Origin of the sequence: Hymenobacter amundsenii, assembly GCF_002204745.1 — a bacterium.
In the GTDB taxonomy this organism is placed as follows: Bacteria; Bacteroidota; Bacteroidia; order Cytophagales; family Hymenobacteraceae; genus Hymenobacter; species Hymenobacter amundsenii.
Genome location: NZ_NIRR01000019.1, coordinates 67,161 through 85,491, shown reverse-complemented (window position 1 = coordinate 85,491; position 18,331 = coordinate 67,161). Strand labels below are relative to the sequence as shown.

15 protein-coding genes and 1 pseudogene are annotated in these 18,331 nt (G+C 60.5%); 8 read left to right on the top strand and 8 right to left on the bottom strand.

The window, feature by feature from the left end; genetic code table 11:
* Positions 1–171: 171 nt before the first annotated feature.
* Both CDA63_RS21960 and CDA63_RS12410 read left to right on the top strand, forming a co-directional pair.
* Positions 172–450: pseudogene (locus tag CDA63_RS21960) on the top strand (IS701 family transposase); the annotation flags it as partial.
* Between the two features lie 292 nt (positions 451–742).
* A complete protein-coding gene (locus tag CDA63_RS12410) occupies positions 743–2,926 on the top strand; it encodes a hypothetical protein (protein ID WP_126546844.1) in 2,184 nt (727 codons plus the stop codon).
* Here the strand turns inward: CDA63_RS12410 and CDA63_RS12405 are convergent.
* Positions 2,912–3,688, bottom strand: a complete 777-nt coding sequence (locus CDA63_RS12405) for an HAD family hydrolase (RefSeq protein ID WP_088464775.1) — start codon at positions 3,686–3,688, stop codon at positions 2,912–2,914. The two genes, CDA63_RS12410 and CDA63_RS12405, sit on opposite strands and share 15 nt — an antisense overlap.
* Positions 3,689–3,865: 177 nt before the next feature.
* Here CDA63_RS12405 and pafA point away from each other — a divergent pair, with 177 nt between their 5' ends.
* From pafA to CDA63_RS12390, 3 genes are all read left to right on the top strand, one after another.
* Positions 3,866–5,581, top strand: coding sequence for an alkaline phosphatase PafA (gene pafA / locus CDA63_RS12400; RefSeq protein WP_088464774.1), 1,716 nt, complete (start codon positions 3,866–3,868; stop codon positions 5,579–5,581).
* Positions 5,582–5,723: 142 nt separating this feature from the next.
* The gene (locus CDA63_RS12395) at positions 5,724–6,308 is read left to right on the top strand and encodes an inorganic diphosphatase (protein ID WP_088464773.1); all 585 of its coding nucleotides are present in this window, start codon (positions 5,724–5,726) and stop codon (positions 6,306–6,308) included.
* Between the two features lie 246 nt (positions 6,309–6,554).
* Positions 6,555–7,457, top strand: coding sequence for a UbiA family prenyltransferase (locus CDA63_RS12390; protein ID WP_088464772.1), 903 nt, complete (start codon positions 6,555–6,557; stop codon positions 7,455–7,457).
* Positions 7,458–7,631: 174 nt separating this feature from the next.
* Here the strand turns inward: CDA63_RS12390 and CDA63_RS12385 are convergent, their stop codons facing one another.
* On the bottom strand, positions 7,632–9,140 hold the full coding sequence (locus CDA63_RS12385) for an NAD(P)H-hydrate dehydratase (RefSeq protein WP_088464771.1): 1,509 nt from the start codon (positions 9,138–9,140) through the stop codon (positions 7,632–7,634).
* Between the two features lie 116 nt (positions 9,141–9,256).
* On the opposite strand from CDA63_RS12385, the gene CDA63_RS12380 reads away from it, so the two are divergent.
* The 3 genes from CDA63_RS12380 (at position 9,257) to sdaAA (ending at position 12,163) form a co-directional block, all read left to right on the top strand.
* On the top strand, positions 9,257–10,441 hold the full coding sequence (locus tag CDA63_RS12380; protein ID WP_126546843.1) for a hypothetical protein: 1,185 nt from the start codon (positions 9,257–9,259) through the stop codon (positions 10,439–10,441).
* Between the two features lie 124 nt (positions 10,442–10,565).
* Positions 10,566–11,024, top strand: coding sequence for a peptide-methionine (R)-S-oxide reductase MsrB (msrB, locus tag CDA63_RS12375; RefSeq protein WP_088464769.1), 459 nt, complete (start codon positions 10,566–10,568; stop codon positions 11,022–11,024).
* 233 nt (positions 11,025–11,257) lie between these two features.
* Entirely contained in the window at positions 11,258–12,163 is a 906-nt protein-coding gene (gene sdaAA, locus CDA63_RS12370) for an L-serine ammonia-lyase, iron-sulfur-dependent, subunit alpha (RefSeq protein WP_088464768.1), read from the top strand.
* An 85-nt stretch (positions 12,164–12,248) separates the two neighbouring features.
* Here sdaAA and CDA63_RS12365 read toward each other — a convergent pair whose 3' ends face one another.
* The 6 genes from CDA63_RS12365 to CDA63_RS12340 all read right to left on the bottom strand — a co-directional run bounded on the left by CDA63_RS12365 (position 12,249) and on the right by CDA63_RS12340 (position 18,252).
* A complete protein-coding gene (locus CDA63_RS12365) occupies positions 12,249–13,283 on the bottom strand; it encodes a hypothetical protein (RefSeq protein ID WP_088464767.1) in 1,035 nt (344 codons plus the stop codon).
* Positions 13,284–13,344: 61 nt separating this feature from the next.
* Positions 13,345–14,325: a type II toxin-antitoxin system HipA family toxin gene (locus tag CDA63_RS12360; RefSeq protein ID WP_165768286.1), complete on the bottom strand. Its 981-nt coding sequence runs from the start codon at positions 14,323–14,325 to the stop codon at positions 13,345–13,347.
* Between the two features lie 22 nt (positions 14,326–14,347).
* Positions 14,348–14,680, bottom strand: coding sequence for a HipA N-terminal domain-containing protein (locus CDA63_RS12355; RefSeq protein WP_088464765.1), 333 nt, complete (start codon positions 14,678–14,680; stop codon positions 14,348–14,350).
* Positions 14,661–14,858, bottom strand: coding sequence for a helix-turn-helix domain-containing protein (locus CDA63_RS21880; RefSeq protein WP_088464764.1), 198 nt, complete (start codon positions 14,856–14,858; stop codon positions 14,661–14,663). The genes CDA63_RS12355 and CDA63_RS21880 overlap by 20 nt, the downstream gene beginning before the upstream one ends.
* Before the next feature lie 204 nt (positions 14,859–15,062).
* Complete coding sequence (locus tag CDA63_RS12345; RefSeq protein WP_242434659.1) at positions 15,063–16,487, bottom strand: LutB/LldF family L-lactate oxidation iron-sulfur protein; 1,425 nt, start codon at positions 16,485–16,487, stop codon at positions 15,063–15,065.
* A 64-nt stretch (positions 16,488–16,551) separates the two neighbouring features.
* On the bottom strand, positions 16,552–18,252 hold the full coding sequence (locus tag CDA63_RS12340) for a M28 family peptidase (protein ID WP_088464762.1): 1,701 nt from the start codon (positions 18,250–18,252) through the stop codon (positions 16,552–16,554).
* Positions 18,253–18,331 lie beyond the last annotated feature (79 nt).

Below are 18,331 nucleotides of genomic sequence, written 5' to 3'. Positions count from 1 at the left end.
GTTGAACACGTCGCGCAGCGCATGCTCGCGTTGCGGCGCCTCTTCCCGCACCAGGGCCAAATAGGGTGCTACAAACGTCCATTCCGCATCCAATACGTCACTGGGGTATGCTCTTTGCTGTGCAATACCCCAAATTACACTACTAGACCATAACAGCCTCTAGCACAAGATGACACGGCCGCTGCTGAGTAAGAAAGCAACGTCCGCGGGTTGATTGAACAGTTCCACCGCGAAGCTAAACACCTCAATGGCCTACAGCCCTGCTAGTGCCGGCTGGGCCGCAGTCAGCGCAACCACATGGCCACGGCCCTACGCGCCTGGACCAGCCTCAAACTAATAGCATACCAGACGGCCATAACCGTATACCAGCTCAAGCAAGGGCTGCTCGACGACTATCTGCGTCGCGAAACGGCCCAGGCTATCCTCCGTTTTGCGGAAGTCCCAAGATAGACCATTAACGTTGAGCATAAGCCCGGAACATTCCTATTAAGCACTTGGCACCCAGTTAAGTGCTGACAGCACCCTTGGTGTTATGACTGAAAGGCGCGAAAGCATCGTTTTTGAGTTAATATGCAATTTATGTTATATATTTTATTATTAATGGTTTGTTGCATTTGTTTTGGAATTAATCGTATAAATTATTAGATAATATCACTACATAATTATATCTTTGGAATGGTTGATGGATAGGAATGGCGTGGTTGAAAGCAGGGAGTCAGTTGGTAAACTATTTAAGCGCTTTATGATGACGTTGAGCCCTACCATCATCTCCAGGCAAGTGAGCCGCCAACTGCTACGGGTCGCTATTTTATTCCTCATCGCGGCTTGGTGGGGAACTCCTTCGGTCTTGGCCCAGAGCACTATCAATACGGCCAACTCGGTGGTAAACAGCTACAGCGCCCTAGCCGCTAATGCTGCCGCCGGAACCATTACCATCAGCTTACCGGCCAGTATGGGCTCCGGCTTTACTGTGGGCAGTTCCATCTTTCTGGTGCAGATGCAGGGCGCGGCCATCAACCAGAACGAGGGAGAAAGCTACGGCAGTGTGACCAACGCGAATAGCGCCGGGCTATACGAAGTCCGCACTATTGTTGGTCGCACGGGCGGTAATGCTTCCAACCCATACATCCTGACACTCAGTAGCGCCCTTACCAACTCCTATACCGTTGCCGGCAAGGCGCAGGCAGTGCTGATGCCTGTTTATAAGGGATTGACTATTAATGCGCCGGGCTCTATTGTGGCGGCCCCCTGGAACGGTACGACCGGGGGCGTGGTGGCCCTGATAGTAACAGGCGACCTAACAGTATCAGCCGGCGCTAAAATCGACGTGAGCGGCCAGGGCTTTCGGGGCGGCTCCATCATCGGCGACAATCAATCGGCCCCGGAGCCCACCCTGGTAACACTTTACCGCTCACCTAATCCAGCTAATGGCGGTGAAAAGGGTGAGGGCATTGCTGGCTACCAGGCCGATTACACTTCCGGCCGCTATGGTCGCGGCGCGCCGGCTAACGGCGGCGGCGGCGGCAACTCCCATAATGCCGGCGGCGGCGGCGGCTCGAACGCCAGCGCCAATCCGGCCGCCTACACCGGGCTGGGCAACCCCGACCGTGGCCCCGGCAACGCCTACGATGCCGCTTGGAGGCTGGAAAGCCCCTCCTTCGCTACCACCAGCAGTGAGGGTGGTGGGCGCGGGGGCTACTCTTATTCGGGGGCCAACCAGAACCCGCTTTTATTGGGGCCCAACAATGCTGCCTGGAACAGCCCTGTTGTGGGCTCCGGCCAGCCGGGCGGAAACAACCGCAGTAACGTGGGAGGGCGTGGGGGGCGCGGCCTCAATGCAGGCTCGGGCAGTACCCCGCGTGCCGGCAGCCAGCGGCGCCTCTTCTTGGGCGGCGGCGGTGGAGCCGGTGATAGCAACAACCTTAATTCGGGAGATGGGGGCTCGGGTGGTGGCCTGATTTACCTGGTGGCTACCGGTACGGTTAGCGGCGGCGGCAGCCTGCTGGCCAACGGGGCAGAAGGGGCTTCGGCGGGATCCATCAGTGCCATCAGCGATGCGGCCAGCGGTGGCGGTGGTGGCGGTAGCATCGTTATCAACTCGCAAAAGGCACTGTCGGGCCTTACGCTCGCCGCCACTGGTGGAGCCGGCGGCAGCCAAGGGCGGTATGCCGCCAGCCCCAACGAAACCGAGGGGCCCGGCGGTGGTGGTGGCGGTGGCTATATTGGTTATACTACCGGGGGGCCTGGTAGCCTGAACGTGGCTCCGGGAGCTAATGGCGATTCCCGCACCGACCCCTTCGTGAGCCGCTTTCCGCCGAACGGAGCTACCCGTGGGGCCAGTGGGTCGGTGCAGCAGTTTGCCTACGCAAGCGACTATCTCGTGCCCCTACCGGTGCAGTTACTAAGCTTCTGGGCAGTCGCCGAAAATAGCGCCGTAGTGAAGCTGACATGGACGACGAGTGCAGAAATAAACAGTAGCTACTTCGAGGTGGAGCGGAGCACCGACAGCAACGTTTTCGATCCAATAGGCAAGGTGGCCGCCGCCGGTAATAGCAGCACGGAGCGGAGCTATGAGCTGCGCGACGCGGCCCTGCCGGCTGGCACGGGCCCGCTCTACTACCGGCTGCGGCAAGTGGCCCTCGATGGTACCGCTATTTACTCAGCCGTGGTTATGGTAGCCCGGCTCGCTCCAGTGGTGACGCTGATGCTTACACCTAACCCTACGGCTGCCGTTTCCACGCTCACGGGCGCGCCGGCGGGGGCTATCGTATGGGTATTCGATGTACTGGGCCGACCTTTATTTTCGGTCGTGGCCGACCAGACGGGCACGGCGCGGCTGGAACTCCGGCGGGTCGGAATGCCAACGGGCCTGTACGTGGTGCGAACCGGTAAGCAGTACTTGCGCCTGGTTTTAGATCAGCAATAATCGGCCAAGCGGCAGTACATGCAGGAGTAGCCACCGCCTACCCCTGCATGTACTGCGCTTGGCCAGTTGCTTGCTTGGCTTAGGCGTTTCGGGATGCTGCTCTAATAGCTCTAATACCAGCTGGGGCGTGAGGTGGGTGAAGTCGGGGATGACGGCGAGCGGGGCCTGGAAGTCGGTGGCTTGGAGGGTGGTGCTCACGCCGATGCAGCGTATGCCGGCCCGGTAGGCGGCTTGCTCGCCCAGCAGGGCATCTTCGAACACCAGGCACCGCTCTGGCGGAATTCCCAGCTTGCGGGCCGTAACGGTGTATGTATCGGGGTGGGGCTTGCCTTTGGGCACGTCGTCTTTGCCCACTACCACATCGAAGTAGCGGCGCAGGTCGAGGTGGTCGAGAATGTAGCTGATCGTATCGTCGCCCGAGCCAGTGCCCAACGCAATGCGGAAGCCAGCGGCGCGGGCCGCCTGCAGGAAGTTGCGCAAGCCGGGCAGCGCCTGCCGCTTGTTCCAGTAGAGCACCCGGTAGAGTAGCTCGCGCTGGGCGGCGTACTGTTCCAGCTGCTGCTTGGGCACAGGGTTGGTGAACACATTTTTCAGAATCTGGCCGGCCGGCATGCCGTTGAGCCGGCGCAGCAGCCGGCGGGCGTTGGTGGTCAGGCCCAGGTCGCGAAACAGGAGTTGGAAAGCGCGGGCCTGGTCTGCGGTATTGTCGATAATCACGCCATCCATATCGAAAATGAGGGCGTAAGGAGTGGTATTGGGCATAGTTGAGGGGATTACGTTCAGCGGCGGACTCCAACCCCCCGCCTCCTCCCGGAGGGGAGGGGCCGGGGGCCGGGGGGGGGATGCTTGTACAGGCCTACGCAACTCCCGTCGGGGTGGGTTACCTTTGCCCCTTGAACCGCCCGTGGCCCCGGCGCCGCGGCTCAACCCGTTTCTGCCTTGAAAATACCCCTAACCCTGCTGCTGGCCGCAACCCTGACGCTGCCCGCCTTCGCCCAGAGGAAAAAACCCGCCGCCGCCGTGCTGGAACGTCCCAAGCTGGTGGTGGGCATCGTGGTGGACCAGATGCGCTACGACTACCTCTACCGCTACTGGAACAAGTACCGCAGCGGCGGTTTCCGGCGGCTGCTGGGCGAGGGGTTCAGCTACGAAAACGCCCATTACAACTACGTCCCTACTTATACTGGGCCGGGCCACGCCAGTATTTATACCGGTACCACACCCTCGGGCCACGGTATTGTGGGCAACAACTGGCTGGTGCGCGAAACCGGCCGGGGCACCTACGTTACCGAAGATAAGAGTGTGCAGCCGGTGGGTGGCTCGCTGGAGGCCGGCCAACAGTCGCCCGACCATTTGCTGGCTACTACCATCACCGACGAGCTGCGGCTGGCGTCTAATTTTGAAAGTAAGGTGCTAGGCATCTGCATCAAAGACCGGGGCTCGATTCTGCCGGCCGGCCACGCCGCCAACGCTGCCTACTGGTACGACGGCACCAACGGCGCCTTTATCAGCAGCACCTTCTACCTGAAGCAGCTGCCCGATTGGGCCGCGAAATTCAACGCCGAAAACCGGGCAGCTCAGTACCTCGACCAACCCTGGAACACGCTGCTGCCCATCGGCCAGTACACCGAAAGCTCGCCCGACGACGTGGCCTGGGAGTCGGCGTTCCGGGGCGAAGCCCGGCCGGTGTTCCCCCACGATTTGCCCACCCTGAGCGCCCAGCTGCCCACTGCCGTGAAGGCGGCGCTGGAAGCCACCGGCGAGAAAACTGCGCCGGTCCGCAACCTCGACCTCATTCGCTCGACGCCCTTTGGCAACTCCCTGACCCTGGATTTCGCCCTCGAAGCCCTGCGGGCCGAGCAGATGGGCCAGCGCGGAGTTACCGATTTTCTGGCCCTCAGCTTCAGCAGTACCGACTACGTGGGGCACCAATTCGGGCCGAACTCCATCGAGGCCGAAGATACCTACCTGCGCCTCGACCGCGACCTGGCCCGCCTGTTCGAGCAGCTCGATAAAACCCTGGGCCGGGGCAACACGCTCGTGTTCCTGACCGCCGACCACGGCGCGGCCCACTCGCCCAGCTTCTTGCTGGAGCACAAGCTGCCCGCCGGCTCGGTGGGCCCCGGCCTGATGCGCGACTCGCTGCAGCAACTGCTGGTGCGCCGTCACGGTCCCGGCAAGTGGGTGCTGAGCTACGAAAACGAGCAGGTCTACCTCAACCGCCCCCTCATCGCCCAGAAAAAGCTCGACCTCTACCAGCTCCAGCGCGAAACGGCCGAGCTAATGCTGGGCTTCGCGGGCGTAACCAGGGCCTTGGCGGCCGAAGACGTGCAGAAGTCGCACTGGGAAAGCGGGATGCTGATGTACCTCGAAAACGGTTACTTCCCCAAGCGCAGCGGCGACGTGCTGGTGGTGCTGGCTCCGGGCTGGCTCGAATCGTACTCGTTCCCCGTCAGCAAGGGCACTACCCACGGCTCGGCCAGCTCCTACGACACCCATGTGCCGGTACTGTTCTGGGGCTGGCACGTGCGGCAGGGGCAGTCGTCGGCTCCGGCAAAGATTACCGATATTGCACCCACTTTGGCCCGCTGGCTTCACATTCAGGAGCCGAGCGCCTGCACCGGCCAGCCGTTGCGGGAAGTGCTGGGCTGGTAGGGCGGGCTTGAGCTGTTAGCTCACGTTCTGCTACCGCCATTTTATACATGCCCGCGGGTTCTTCCGTATACTGATTTTTTCCAACCTTTTCTGTTAGCTCACTGCTAACAGCTAACAGCTAGTAGCTAACAGCTTAAATCAAATGGCCAAATTTAATCCCTGGCACGACGTATCGCGCGGCGAAAATGCCCCCACTGCCGTAACCGGCATCATCGAAATTCCGAAAGGCTCGAAGGCCAAATACGAGCTGGATAAGGACAGCGGCATGCTGAAACTGGACCGCGTATTGTTCTCGGCCGTGCATTACCCGGCTGCCTACGGCTTTATCCCTAAAACGTACTGCGACGACAAGGACCCACTCGATATTCTGGTGCTCTGCTCCGTGGAAATTGTGCCCATGTGCCTGGTGGAAGCCAAGGTAATTGGGGTGATGCAGATGGTGGATGGTGATGAGGAAGACGACAAAATCATTGCTGTGGCCGCCAACGATATTTCGTTCAACCACTTCAACGAGCTCGAAGACCTGCCGCCCCATACCCTGCGCGAAATGCAGCGCTTCTTCGAAGACTATAAGGCTTTGGAACACAAGTCGGTAACTGTGCAGCGCTTTATGGGCCGCGAAGATGCTTACCGCATCATCGAGGAAAGCATCCGGCTCTACGACGAAACCTTCCCCAACGGCAACGACCACGACGAGAAGCTCAGCCAGCAGGAACTGAGCAGCTAAGCTGTGTCGCGCCAGAACGGGTAGGATACGGGGCTTGCCCCGGCCCGCTGTTGAACAGCGCGGCTGAATGGCGGATATCAAGCCATAACGCATCGTGCTGACGGCGGGCGGGAGCAAACCCCGCACCCTACCCCGACCAGACTACCCCAGCCCCCGGCCGATTCTTCGGTTCCGGGGGCTGTTGCGTGCCGGGGCGGGCGTAACTTGCGCGGGCCGGTGCTGTTATTATTGGCCCTTCTACTCCGCATGAAGCCCGCTTCTCACGTCCGCGAACCGGTTCTGGTGGCCCCGCCCGGCTGGCCCCGTCGGGTGCTGGATGCCGTGCTGTATAGTAGCGTATGGCTGTCGGGGGCGGCGCTGGGGCTGATGTGGGCCACATTTTTATTCTGGGGCCAGCACATTTCGTTGCGGTTGGGTGGGCTGATTTTTGCGGCCACTCTTTTCCTCTACAACCTCGACAGCGTGCTGCCCTACAAGCACCACCAACTGCCCGGCACCACGCGCCGCAAGCAATGGATTCGGGCCCACCGGCCGCAGCTGCTGGGCCTCACGGCAGTGGCCGGGGCAGTGGCTGCGGTGTTATTCCTGACCGATGCCCGGCTGGTACGCCTGCTGCTGTTTCTGGGGCATCTGGGGATTATTTCGGTGCTTTACTCGATGCCCTTGCTGCGCCTACGAGGCCGCTGGTGGGCCCTGCGCGACCTGCCCCTACTCAAGGTATTCCTTATCGCCTACGTTTGGGCCGCCGTTACGGTCTGGATTCCGGCTCTGTACGTGGGCCGCGAGCTGGCCGCGCCGATAGTACTCACGCTGTTTGCCCGCCGCTTCCTGTTCATTCTGGCCCTGGCCTTCGTGTTCGATATCCGCGACTACTCCAAGGACCGCCTCACCGGCACCCGCACGTTTCCGGGGCTGCTGGGCATTCGGGCCACGAAGCTGCTGGGGCTGGTGGCGCTGGCCGGAGCTGCCGTGCTGCTACCACCCAACCTTACGGCGGCCCACGAAGCCGCGCTCCTGCTGCCGCTTGGGCTAGCTGCCGTCGTCATCTGGTACGCCCAGGAGTCGCGCCCCGATTACTACTTTGCGCTGCTAACCGACGGGGTAATGCTGGTGCAATTCGTGGCCGTATGGCTGGCGGTAGGAACGTGACGGAGTGAATGGGTGGGTAAAAAGAATGTCATGCTGAGCGAAGGCGCAGCCGGAGCCGAAGTATCTCTACCGCTTCGTTGTGGTCCAAACCAGCCGGTAGCATTACCATTGCGGTAGAGAGGCTTCGGCTGCGCTCTGCTACGCTCAGCATGGCGTTCTTGCTATTCAACTAATTCAACCCACCAACTCCTCCAGCGCCGGACCGATAAACCGAATGATGTCGGAGGCCAGCAGACCTGCATGGCCGGTGTGGGGGAGGGTCAGGTCGCCGGCGCGACCGTGGGCGTGCAGGCCCAGCAGGGCCGCATCGAGGGGCGAGAGGCGCTTATCAGCCCGCAGCGCCAGCAGCAGGCCGGTTAGTACGTCGCCGCTGCCGCCGGTGGCCATGCCGGGGTTGCCAGTGCTATTGAAGTAAAGTGGGCCATCGGGAGTGGCCAGGGCGGTGTAGGCACCCTTGAGCACGCAGTAGCAGCGGGTGCGGGCCGCGAAGCGGCGTAGCTGGTCGAGGCGGTGGTAGTCGTCGCGGGCGGGCTCACCCACGAGACGCTCGAACTCCTTGGGGTGGGGCGTGAGCAACGAACCGGGGGGGAGCAGGGCCAGCAGATCGGGGTTGGCTCCGAGCAGGTTCAGGGCATCGGCGTCAATAACGAGGGGCACCCGGGTAGTTTCCAGCAGCTGCCGCAGTACTTCGCGGGAGCTGTCGTGTTGGCCCAACCCCGGCCCGATGCCGATGGCATCGTAGGGCTGTAGGTCGGGCAACTCCGTGAGGAAGTCGGGGTTCGGATCGGCCAGACACATGGCTTCGGGATCCGAAATCTGGATTATGTTGTAGCCCACGGCGGGTACGCGGGTCGTGAGCAGGCCCACACCGCCCCGCAGACAAGCCCGGCTGGCCAGTACCGCCGCCCCTATTTTCCCCCGGCTACCCGCCAGCAGCAGCGCGTGTCCAAACGTGCCTTTGTGGCCAAACTTAGGTCGTTTGGGTAAGCAGCCTCGCAGCTCGTCAGCCGTCACGAAATGGTTATCCACAGCAACATTGTGCATAACTTCCTGGTCCAACTCAATTGGCAGCCGCCGCCAGTCGCCCACGAATTTCGCATTCTGAGGCAGCAGGAAGGCCAGTTTTGGCAGCTCGAAGCTGAGCGTATAATGAGCGTTTATCACCGCGCTGTCGGCTGGCTGAGGCGCATCGGCAAAGAGGCCCGAAGGCAAGTCCACCGCTACTACCGTCGCACCCGACTCGTTGAGGTACTTTACTACGACGGCGGCCTCACCTTCCAGCGGGCGGCTCAGGCCGGTGCCGAACAAGGCATCGACCACTACCGCATCGGCCGTTACGGCGGGCAGTTTGTCGGGGTCGAGCTCCTGGCAGGGTATTTCGGCCGGCAACTGCTGGCGGTTATGGGTGAAGTCGGCCGAGTGCTTGCCGGTCTTCAACAGCCACACCTGCACCGCGTAGCCAGCCCGGTAAAGCTGCCGGGCCACTGCTAGCCCGTCGCCACCGTTGTTACCGGGCCCGCAGAACACGTAAATGGCGATGCCGTAGGCTGGTTGCAACTCATCGAGCAGCCAGTTGGTAACGGCTGTGGCGGCCCGCTCCATGAGGTCGGCGGAGCTGATTTGCTGATTCTGGATAGTGGCCTGGTCGAGGGCGCGGGTTTGGGCGGCGGAGAGGAGTTTCATAGGGTTTTGCTAACGCCGGAAGTACCGGGTAGGTTGATTCGACCAGAAAAGCGGCCTGTCTAATCCTTCGGGAAAATGAGGCTAGCTATTTGCCAACTAATTCATTAGTTATGCACATGCTAAGACAACTTGGATGCCTTGCTGCCCTTCTGAGCACACTTACGAGCTGTGCTCAGGAAAATGCCAGCTACAAACCTTCCGCCCTCACGCAGCAGGAGGCGCGGAGCGGCAAGCCCGGGGCCAATCAGTTTGCCGCCTGGGATTTATCCTACATCGGTGAATATCAGGCGGCCCTGGAAGCCTGGGACGGACCTGTCCGTCCGCCCCGCCCGTTGTCGGCCGCCGACAGCACCGCGTTTGTAGCCCTGCGGCCCGTCAGCGCCCGCGACTACATTCTGCGGCGCGCCCGCACGGAGCGAATTATCATCATCAACGAAGCCCACCACAACCCCCGCCACCGCGCTTTTACGGCGGCGTTGCTGCCGGAGCTGGCCAAGCTCGGGTATCGCTACGTGGCCGTGGAAGCCCTGAATGAGCAGGATACGCTGCTCAACCAACGCGGTTACCCCACGCTGGCCACGGGCTTTTATACCAAAGAGCCACAGTTCGGCCACCTGTTGCGCACGGCTGCCCGGTCGGGCTTCACGTTGGTGGCGTACGACTACGGTTTCTCGCACGAGGGCGACGGCCAGGTAAAAGCCCGCGAAACAGCCGAGGCCCGCAACATCCAACGGATATTGCAAGCTGATCCGCAGGCTAAAATCGTGGTGCATTGCGGCTTTTCGCACGTCAATGAAGGCCCAACGGGCATGGCTACGGAACCTGCTATGGCGTATTATCTGAGCCGCCTGACTGGCATCAACCCCTTCACCATCGACCAAATCACGCTAACTGAATCCGGGACGCCGGGGGGCGAGTATGCCCGCTACCGACTGGCCAAGGCCCCGGAAAGTTCTGTTTTCCTCACGGCCGACGGCCAGCCCTACGCCGGAGCCGACCCAAATAAATCAGTGGACGTGAACGTGTACCACCCACGCACCCGCTACCAGCAGGGCCGCCCGGCCTGGACTTTCACGCCCGAACGCCGGCCCGTGCCGTTAAAGCAGGCCCTAACCGTGGGCTACCCCTGCCTGGTGCTGGCCTATGATGCGCGGGAAGACCTGGCTACCGCCGTGCCGGTAGATATAATAGAGCTACAGAGCACCACCGACCAGAAGGCCGTGGCGCTGGGCAAGGGCCGTTATACGCTGGTGGCGAAAGGGCCAACCGGCCGCGTCCAAACCTGGTCGGTGCGGCGCTAGAGCGGTCCAGCGCCCGGGCAGCCGAAAACGGCCGAGGGCCCATGCGCCAAAAACCTGCGGCCCAGTCGGTGCGTTTGTACCAGAAGCCTGCGGGCTGTTTCTAGTTACCTAACCCGACCAACTCATGCAAACCTGGAACGATATTATCCGGCTGGCCAACCACGGCAGCCCGGCCCCCGATAAGCGCGTCGAGAAAACCGACGCCGAGTGGAAAAAGGAGCTCACCTCCGAGCAGTACCACGTCACGCGCGAACACGGCACCGAGCGGGCCTTCACGGGCGAATACTGCGAGGCGCACCAAGAGGGCCTTTACGCCTGCGTGTGCTGCGGCACGCCGCTCTACGACTCGCGCACGAAGTTCGAGTCGGGCACCGGCTGGCCCAGCTTTACCCAGCCCGTCACGGAAAACGCCCTGCGCTACAAGAAGGACGTCAGCTTTGGCATGACGCGCATTGAAGTGCTCTGCAACGCCTGCGACGCCCACCAGGGCCACGCCTTCCCCGATGGCCCGCCGCCCTCCGGCGTGCGGCTCTGCATCAACTCGGCCAGCGTGAAGCTGGTGAGCGAGAAGCAGGAGGCGTAAGCCAGGGCAGTTTTTGCTCCCGCCAACATTGGCAGAGCCCTTCCAACGTATGTGGAAGGGCTTTTTGCTGACTGGCAGGATGCTGAAAAAGCCGGTTATGGTATAGCCGATTAAATTCTGCCGATTTTTGCACCCTCGCCGCTACGCGGCGGTTATGCGCGTACGCCCCGGCCCGCTGCTGTGGGCATGATGCAACGCTTCGCCCTACTTTCTACCCGTTTTCCCACCCCACCATGTCCTTGCTCTTCACCGATTTCAACAGCTGGCAGGCCCACTGCTCCTCTACCAACGAACTGCTTTTTCAGCCCGTACTGGCCTACGAAATTGAGCAGAAGGGCCGTACCGAAGAGGAAATCTGGATGGGTCTGCAACGGGCCTACGACGTAATGCGCGACGCCGTGCACACCGGCCTGACCCAGGACATGACCTCGCGCTCGGGCATGATAAACAACGGAGCCAAGAAAATTGCCGCCTCGCCCATCACTGTGCTTTCGCCCGAGTTCAAAAACCTGATTACGCGGGCGCTGGGGGCCAAGGAGGTGAACTCGTGCATGGGGCGGGTAGTGGCCGCACCCACGGCCGGGGCCTCGGGTATCCTGCCCGGCGTGCTGGTTACGCTCCAGGATATTCATAAGCTCGAAGACCGCCAGATTTTGGAGGGCCTGCTTGTAGCGGCTGGTATTGCCCTTATTATCGAGCAGAATGCCTCGCTGGCCGGAGCCGTGGGCGGCTGCCAGGCCGAAACCGGCTCGGCCGCCGCCATGGGGGCCGGCGCCATCGTGTACTGCTTGGGCGGCTCGGTTTCGGAGGTCTTCGCAGCCGTCGCCATCACCATTCAGTGCATGCTGGGCCTCATCTGCGACCCGGTGGCGGGCTTGGTGGAAGTGCCCTGCGTAGTGCGCAACGCCTCGGCTGCCGCCATTGCCTTCAGCTCGGCCCAGATTGCCATTGCGGGCGTCAACCCGGTTATTCCTGTCGATCAGTGCGTGGCGGCCCTGGGTGAAGTGGGCGAAAGCATGGAAACCCGTTACAAGGAAACCGCCCTCGGAGGCCTCGCCAACACCCCCCGCGGCCGCGAAATTGAGAAAATGGTGTTGGTGCAGGACGTCCAGATTTTGCCCGATGAGGATGGAGAATAAGTGAATGCGTGTTCGCAAGAACGTCATGCTTGACCTGGCGTCCGCGCAGCCGAAGCATGACGTTCTTGCCGACTACCCTCCTTCCTCACCCGTTCACCAAACTGGGCGCCATCGTGACGCGGGCCAAGTGGGCTACGGCGCGGGCGTAACGACTACGCAGCTCGTGGTACTGCTGCCAGGCGGCATCGACATCGCGCAGGTTGATACCGGCTTCCTGAAGTTCCTGGTAGATGGTAATGAATTCAGCGCGGCTGTCGGAGTTGGTAGCGGGCGTGTTTTCGGCGCCTTCTTCGAAGCGAAAGAAGCGGGCTACCCGGTTCATGGCCACGCAGCCGGCCTTGAAACAGAGCGTCAGGTGCGGGTCGCGGGGTTGATCGACGCTGCTGATGATGAGGGCTGCCGCGTCCAGAATCACGCTGGCGGCCGTAACCCAGGAGCGGCCGGGCTGGGGCGAGCGGAAAAAGGAAAGGATAGGCAGGGAGGTGTGGGTTTCTTCAATCTCCACGAACCATTGCTCCCAGTCCTGCCACTGAGTACGGTCGTCGCGTAGCGAGCCGGTGTGGTTAAGCCAGCGCAACAGCTCCACAGCCGAAGTCCTCGTGCCAGCCCGCAATTCCAGACGGGTTACCGTGATTTCGCGTCGCGAAAATGCCTGGTACATAGTGGGCAGGTAAGAGATGAGCAGCGTCATCAGTAGCAGCCCCAGCATGGCCTCGGAATAGGATACCACGTTGGCCCATATATTATGGCTGGGCTCCTCCGACCCCAGTGTGAGCAGGGAGCTATTGCTGATGCGGAAGCACCGTTCCAGCCGCCCTTCATCCAGCGCCCAGAAAACGCTGGTGTAGCTGATGCTGAGCAACGTGAGCCATACTACGGGCAGTGCTACCAACCCCACCGGCGCGTAGAGGGCCATTACCCGGTCGCGCCGCTCGTAGTTGTTACCCAGGCGGGCCACGGCGTCGAATACCATGCGCAGCCCCCGGAACACGCCGGCATTGAGCAGCACCGTTTCGTTACGGGGCAGCACGAACGAGCGGATGGCGGCTAGCACAGTACTGATAATCAGAAACACGCCGCCGCCAAAGGCCAGCACGCGCAACACGAGGTCATGGGGCATAAAACAGCAGGTGCGGCATCAGGCCGCCCGCCTTGTACTACAGCAGGCGGGTGGGGGTTGGCTAAGCGGGTGCCCCATACCGCAGCCGCTGCCGCCGGTCGGCCAACACAGCCGCGTAGCGCACTTTTAGCTCGGGGGGCAGAAACGAGCGGTCGATCAGCGCCTGCACCTGGGTTTCGTGCCCTACCATGTCGGCGAGCAGGCGGCGGACGCGAGAGAGGGGCAGGCCCAGGCGGTGGCCGAGTTCAAGAAAGTCGGGGTAGGCCAGGAAGGCATTGTCGCGGAAATTCTGCGTCTCGTACTCATCCGCAAATAGATCCAGCGCCAGCCCGTTACCGTCATTCACGTGCAGGGCAGTGTTAAGCAGGTCGTAAGCGGGCGTGAAGTGGTAGTCGCCGGAAGAAAGGCGATAGAGGGAAAAGTTCTTGAGGTGAGCGTCGCCGTTGGAAACGAGGTAATTGAATAATGTTAACCTGAAAAACTCGTCCAGCGCGGGCGGTACGGCCGTTACAAAGCGCCGAATCAGGTTGGCAATGTGCTCGTGGCTGGTTTCGTACTTAAAGTTCTCGCCGTGCGTGGTGCGGCTGCGGCTGTCAATCTGAGCGAAATCCTCTTGTTGCAGCCGCTCGGTGGGGGTTACATCGAATCGGCGGGTCAGGTAAGCCGTTGCGCCGCTCTCGAAGGATAAGTAGGCATTGGCCGCGGTTTTCAGTCCGAACACCTGCCGGGCCAGTTGCATGGTCAGGTGTTCGTTAGCCGGCACGGCTTCGGGGTGCTTGATGTCGAAGCTGCGAGGCGGAGGCTTGAGTATAAACTCCAGTGGCCCACGCACGCCACTGATTCCCAGCTTGCCCGCCGTCAGCAGCAGCGAAATTTTGAACTGGACGCCGGAAATAGATATGCGTTTAATATTTTCGGTGGGGCCCCGGTCGAGTTCCCGCGGAATATCAGTCAGCGAAAACGGCAACACCGGCGACACGTTCGCGCCATCGAAGAGCAGTTTCCGGCACGGGGGGCAGAACTGAGGCTTGGTGCTCTTCAATTCTTTCAGACAACCCGGACATTTATTCATGGCCAGATACCTCTCGAACCGTTACTGCACCAATGGTCTGGGTATGCGCTGTGAGAAGTAGTCGGGCAAAGTCGTCGGCTTCGGCCAGATGCAGTTGCCGCGTCTGCAACGACTTGTTGGTGCCTTCTGCTAGCAGACCCGCGAAGAAGGGAAACAGGTAGTTGGAAATATAGGTCTGGCGCGTAGTGGGTAGGCTCAAGCTGACGGCTGGCCCACCGGATTGCAGGTAGGCATCGTTGTAGCGGAAAATGTAGTTATCTGCCTCTCGTGTGAGCAGTCCTATCTGCTGGCCGTTAATAAAAACATTAGCGTATTGAGTTTTCATCAGGTGTACGCTTTACTATCGTAATTTCTAGTCCCAAAACATCCAATACCCTATTTAACTGATCAAATCCTGGATTGCTTCCACCTGCTTCCCAGCCTGCCAGCAATCTTCTCGTTATACCAGCTAGATCAGCCACGTATTGCTGTGTAAGCCCCAATTCAGACCGGCGATAGGACATGATATATCCAAGATGCTCCTTTCTCACAATTTAATGATGTTAATAATGCGCTTATTATGTCTGAATATGAAATGTATTTCACATTAGATGAGAATAAAACAAATATAAGAACATATTTTAATATAATCATACAAAATGTGAAATAAATTTCACTTAAATGCATAAATTATAACTATTTTATCTTTTATTATAACTATTGTCTACTCACCCCCGCGCCTTCCATAGCTGCCGGAACGTTTTGGGGGCCACTTGCACGGCGTCGCGGCGCTTGCTCCAGCCTACCTGGCCCAGCAGGCGGCTGAGTACCCAATTCTTGGCCGCGGCCGGGGCCAGGTCCCAGACCCAGCGGTGCTTCATGCCGTGCAGCCAGAGCGTAATGGCGCGGCGCTCCTCGGAGTCGGTGAAGCCTTCCTGCACGCTTTGCTGACGGTTTTTGAGCAGCAGGTTGTGGATGGGAATTTTCACCGGGCATACCGACGAGCAGGCCCCGCACAGGCTGCTGGCAAAGCTCAGGTGCTTGTTTTCCTCCATCCCCGAGAGGTGGGGCGTGATAACGGAGCCGATGGGGCCAGAATAGGTGGCCTCGTAGCTGTGGCCGCCAATGTTCTTGTACACCGGACACACATTTAGGCAGGCCCCGCACCGGATGCAGTTCAGGGCCTCGCGCTGGTCGGGCTGGGCCAGCAGGTTGGTGCGGCCGTTGTCGAGCAGAATCACGAACATTTCCTCCGGGCCGTCCTTTTCCAGGGGCTGGCGCGGGCCGGTGTAAATGGTATTGTACACCGTGAGCTGCTGGCCGGTGCCGCTGGTGCTGAGCAGGGGCCAGAACAAATCCAGATCCTGGAGTCGCGGAATTACCTTCTCGATGCCCACGATGGCAATGTGCGTGTGCGGGAACGTGGCCGAAAGGCGGGCATTGCCCTCGTTTTCGGTTACGCAAACCGCGCCCGTATCGGCCACCAGAAAGTTGCCGCCCGTGATGCCCACTTCGGCGCTGGTGTACTTGCCGCGCAGCAGGTGGCGGGCCGTAAGCACGAGCTGCTGGGCATCGTCGGTGTATTCGATGCCGAGGTGCTTAACGAAGATATCGGCAATATCGAGCTTGCTCAGGTGCATAGCCGGCGTCACTATATGGTAGGGCCGCTCGCCATTGAGTTGCACGATGAACTCGCCCAAATCTGTTTCCACCGACTCGATGCCACGCTTTTCGAGGTATTTATTGAGGTGGATTTCTTCGGTCGTCATGCTCTTGGCCTTCACCACGGTACGGGCCTGGCGGCGCTCCATAATCTTGCCCACTTCCGCCAGCGCCTCCTCCGCGTTCTGAGCCCAGATTACCTTGCCCCCGCGCTTGGTGAAGTTTTCCTCGAACTGCACCAGGTATTCGTCGAGCCGGTTGATGACTTCCGTTTTCAGGTAGGCCGCCCGGCTGCGGGCCAGTTCGTGGTCTTGATAGAAACCCATGCCGGTGCTCACGGCCGCGTTGTACTTACCGATGTTGAACCGGATTTTGCGCCGGTGTTCCAGATCGAAGGCCTTGCGGTCGGTGTCCTGGAGAAACTGCGCGGCTTTGGTCGGGGCGTTGAGGGTCGGGTTCATGGCAGCACGGGTGGCAACGGGTTCAGACAAATATAAAAACCCGCCGGACCACATTCGGTTCGGCGGGTTTTTATCTATTTCTTACTTCTAAAAACTACTTCTTATGCGAATCCACGACAATGCGCTTATCCCGATTGGCTAGGTCCCAGGCCGTGTAGAAGACGAGGCGGGCGCGCTTTTCCATCTTCGGAAACTCGATTTTCTCAATTTCGTCGCCCGCGCCGTGGTAATCGGCATGTACGCCGTTGAAGAAAAAGGCCACTGGGATGTTGTGCTTGGCGAAATTGTAGTGGTCGGAGCGGTAGTAAAAGCGGTTGGGATCTTCCGGGTCGTTGAAGCGAAAGTCCAGGTCCATTTTAACGTACTTCTCGTTCTGGGCCTGCAGAATGGTGTGCAGCTCCGAGCTGAGCTTGTCGGAGCCGATAACGTAGACGTAGTCGGGCTTACCCTCGTGGTCGTTATCGGTGCGGCCCACCATGTCGGTGTTCAGGTCCACCATCGTTTTTTCCAGCGGGAAAATGGGGTGGTCAGTGTAGTATTCAGAGCCCAGCAGGCCCTTTTCTTCGCCCGTTACGGTCAGGAACAGGATGCTGCGGCGGGGGCCGTGGCCCTCGGCTTTGGCCTTAGTAAAGGCCTCGGCCATTTCCAGCACCGATACCGTGCCCGAGCCGTCATCGTCGGCGCCGTTGTGCACTTCGCCGTTGATGATGCCGATGTGGTCGAAGTGAGCCGACAGAATCATGATGTCGTCCTTGAGGTCGGAGCCTTCGAGGAAGCCCAGCACGTTTTCGGTGGTGAAGTCCTCCGTTTTGCGCGGGGCCATAACGGTGGCCTTCACCGGGCGGAAGGGGCTGGTAACGGGCTTGCCCGCCTTGCTCACCGCTGCCTCGTACTTAGGAATCGTCTGGGCGGCGGTGCCCAGCATCTTGTAGCCTACCGCTGGCGATACGAAATAAGCCGTCGGGCGGGGGCCGTCCGCCGCCTCCTTAAAGGCAATGCTCGGGCGGCTCACGTAGGGGGCCATGCGGGCGGCCGTCTTGGCGAAGTTGCTGTTGGGGTTGAAGTCGACGAAGAATACCGAGCGGGCACCTTTCTGGGCGGCCAACGTCAGCTTGGCCCGGAAATCCTGGCCCCACTTGCTGTTCTGGCCAGCTTTGCCCAGCAGGGCGGTGCCCTGGCCGGTCTGGGGCTCGCCCAGCAGAATCAGCAGGTCCTTGCCTTTTACGTCGCCCAGTGCGGCGTAATCGGAGTAGCCCTCCTGCTCGATGCCGTACCCGGCAAACACCGGCTGCACGGTGGTCGGCTGCTGGAAACCCTGGCCCCCGTAGGCGTAGAAATCGGTGAGCCACTTGTAGCTGCCGGTGCCCACCTTGAGCGTCGCGCCGTCGGCCCAGGTGCTGCGCACCATGGTGAAGTGCTGGAGGTAGGGGTTGTCGGAATTGGTGACGGGACCTACTAGGCCCAGCTCCTTAAAGCGGTTGGCAATGTACTCGGCGGCCATTTTCTGGCCTTTCTCGCCGGTTTCGCGGCCCTCGTACTCATCGGAGGCCAGCACGCTTAGGTGCTGGCGCAAATCGGCCTGGGTAATGGTTTCAGCGTAGTTCTGGGCCCAGTCGGCCGCCATCGGGGTTGCTACGGTGGGGGTGCTGGCCTCCACCATGGGGGCGGCCGTTACCTCCGTTTTGGTCTTGCCACGCTTGTGCTTAACCTTGATTTTCTCGGGCGTTTGCTGGGCCAGGGCCGCAGTGGCCGTGCCCGCTACCAGCAGCCACGCCAGCAGGGAAGTTTTTTTCATGGAATGTAGGAAGCTTAAGATGTTAAAGACCTGGGGGCGTTCTGGGAGCGAGCGTGACAGAGGCGCAAAATGCGCGTCC

What these genes read in the sequence shown, in the direction of transcription:
- msrB (WP_088464769.1), top strand. Translation starts at nt 10,566, where the DNA reads ATGCAAACCTGGAACGATATTATCCGGCTGGCCAACCACGGCAGCCCG.
- CDA63_RS12355 (WP_088464765.1), bottom strand. Translation starts at nt 14,680, where the DNA reads ATGAAAACTCAATACGCTAATGTTTTTATTAACGGCCAGCAGATAGGA.
- CDA63_RS12385 (WP_088464771.1), bottom strand. Translation starts at nt 9,140, where the DNA reads ATGAAACTCCTCTCCGCCGCCCAAACCCGCGCCCTCGACCAGGCCACT.
- CDA63_RS12390 (WP_088464772.1), top strand. Translation starts at nt 6,555, where the DNA reads ATGAAGCCCGCTTCTCACGTCCGCGAACCGGTTCTGGTGGCCCCGCCC.
- CDA63_RS12340 (WP_088464762.1), bottom strand. Translation starts at nt 18,252, where the DNA reads ATGAAAAAAACTTCCCTGCTGGCGTGGCTGCTGGTAGCGGGCACGGCC.
- CDA63_RS12380 (WP_126546843.1), top strand. Translation starts at nt 9,257, where the DNA reads ATGCTAAGACAACTTGGATGCCTTGCTGCCCTTCTGAGCACACTTACG.
- CDA63_RS12410 (WP_126546844.1), top strand. Translation starts at nt 743, where the DNA reads ATGATGACGTTGAGCCCTACCATCATCTCCAGGCAAGTGAGCCGCCAA.
- CDA63_RS21880 (WP_088464764.1), bottom strand. Translation starts at nt 14,858, where the DNA reads ATGTCCTATCGCCGGTCTGAATTGGGGCTTACACAGCAATACGTGGCT.
- sdaAA (WP_088464768.1), top strand. Translation starts at nt 11,258, where the DNA reads ATGTCCTTGCTCTTCACCGATTTCAACAGCTGGCAGGCCCACTGCTCC.
- CDA63_RS12365 (WP_088464767.1), bottom strand. Translation starts at nt 13,283, where the DNA reads ATGCCCCATGACCTCGTGTTGCGCGTGCTGGCCTTTGGCGGCGGCGTG.
- CDA63_RS12405 (WP_088464775.1), bottom strand. Translation starts at nt 3,688, where the DNA reads ATGCCCAATACCACTCCTTACGCCCTCATTTTCGATATGGATGGCGTG.
- CDA63_RS12395 (WP_088464773.1), top strand. Translation starts at nt 5,724, where the DNA reads ATGGCCAAATTTAATCCCTGGCACGACGTATCGCGCGGCGAAAATGCC.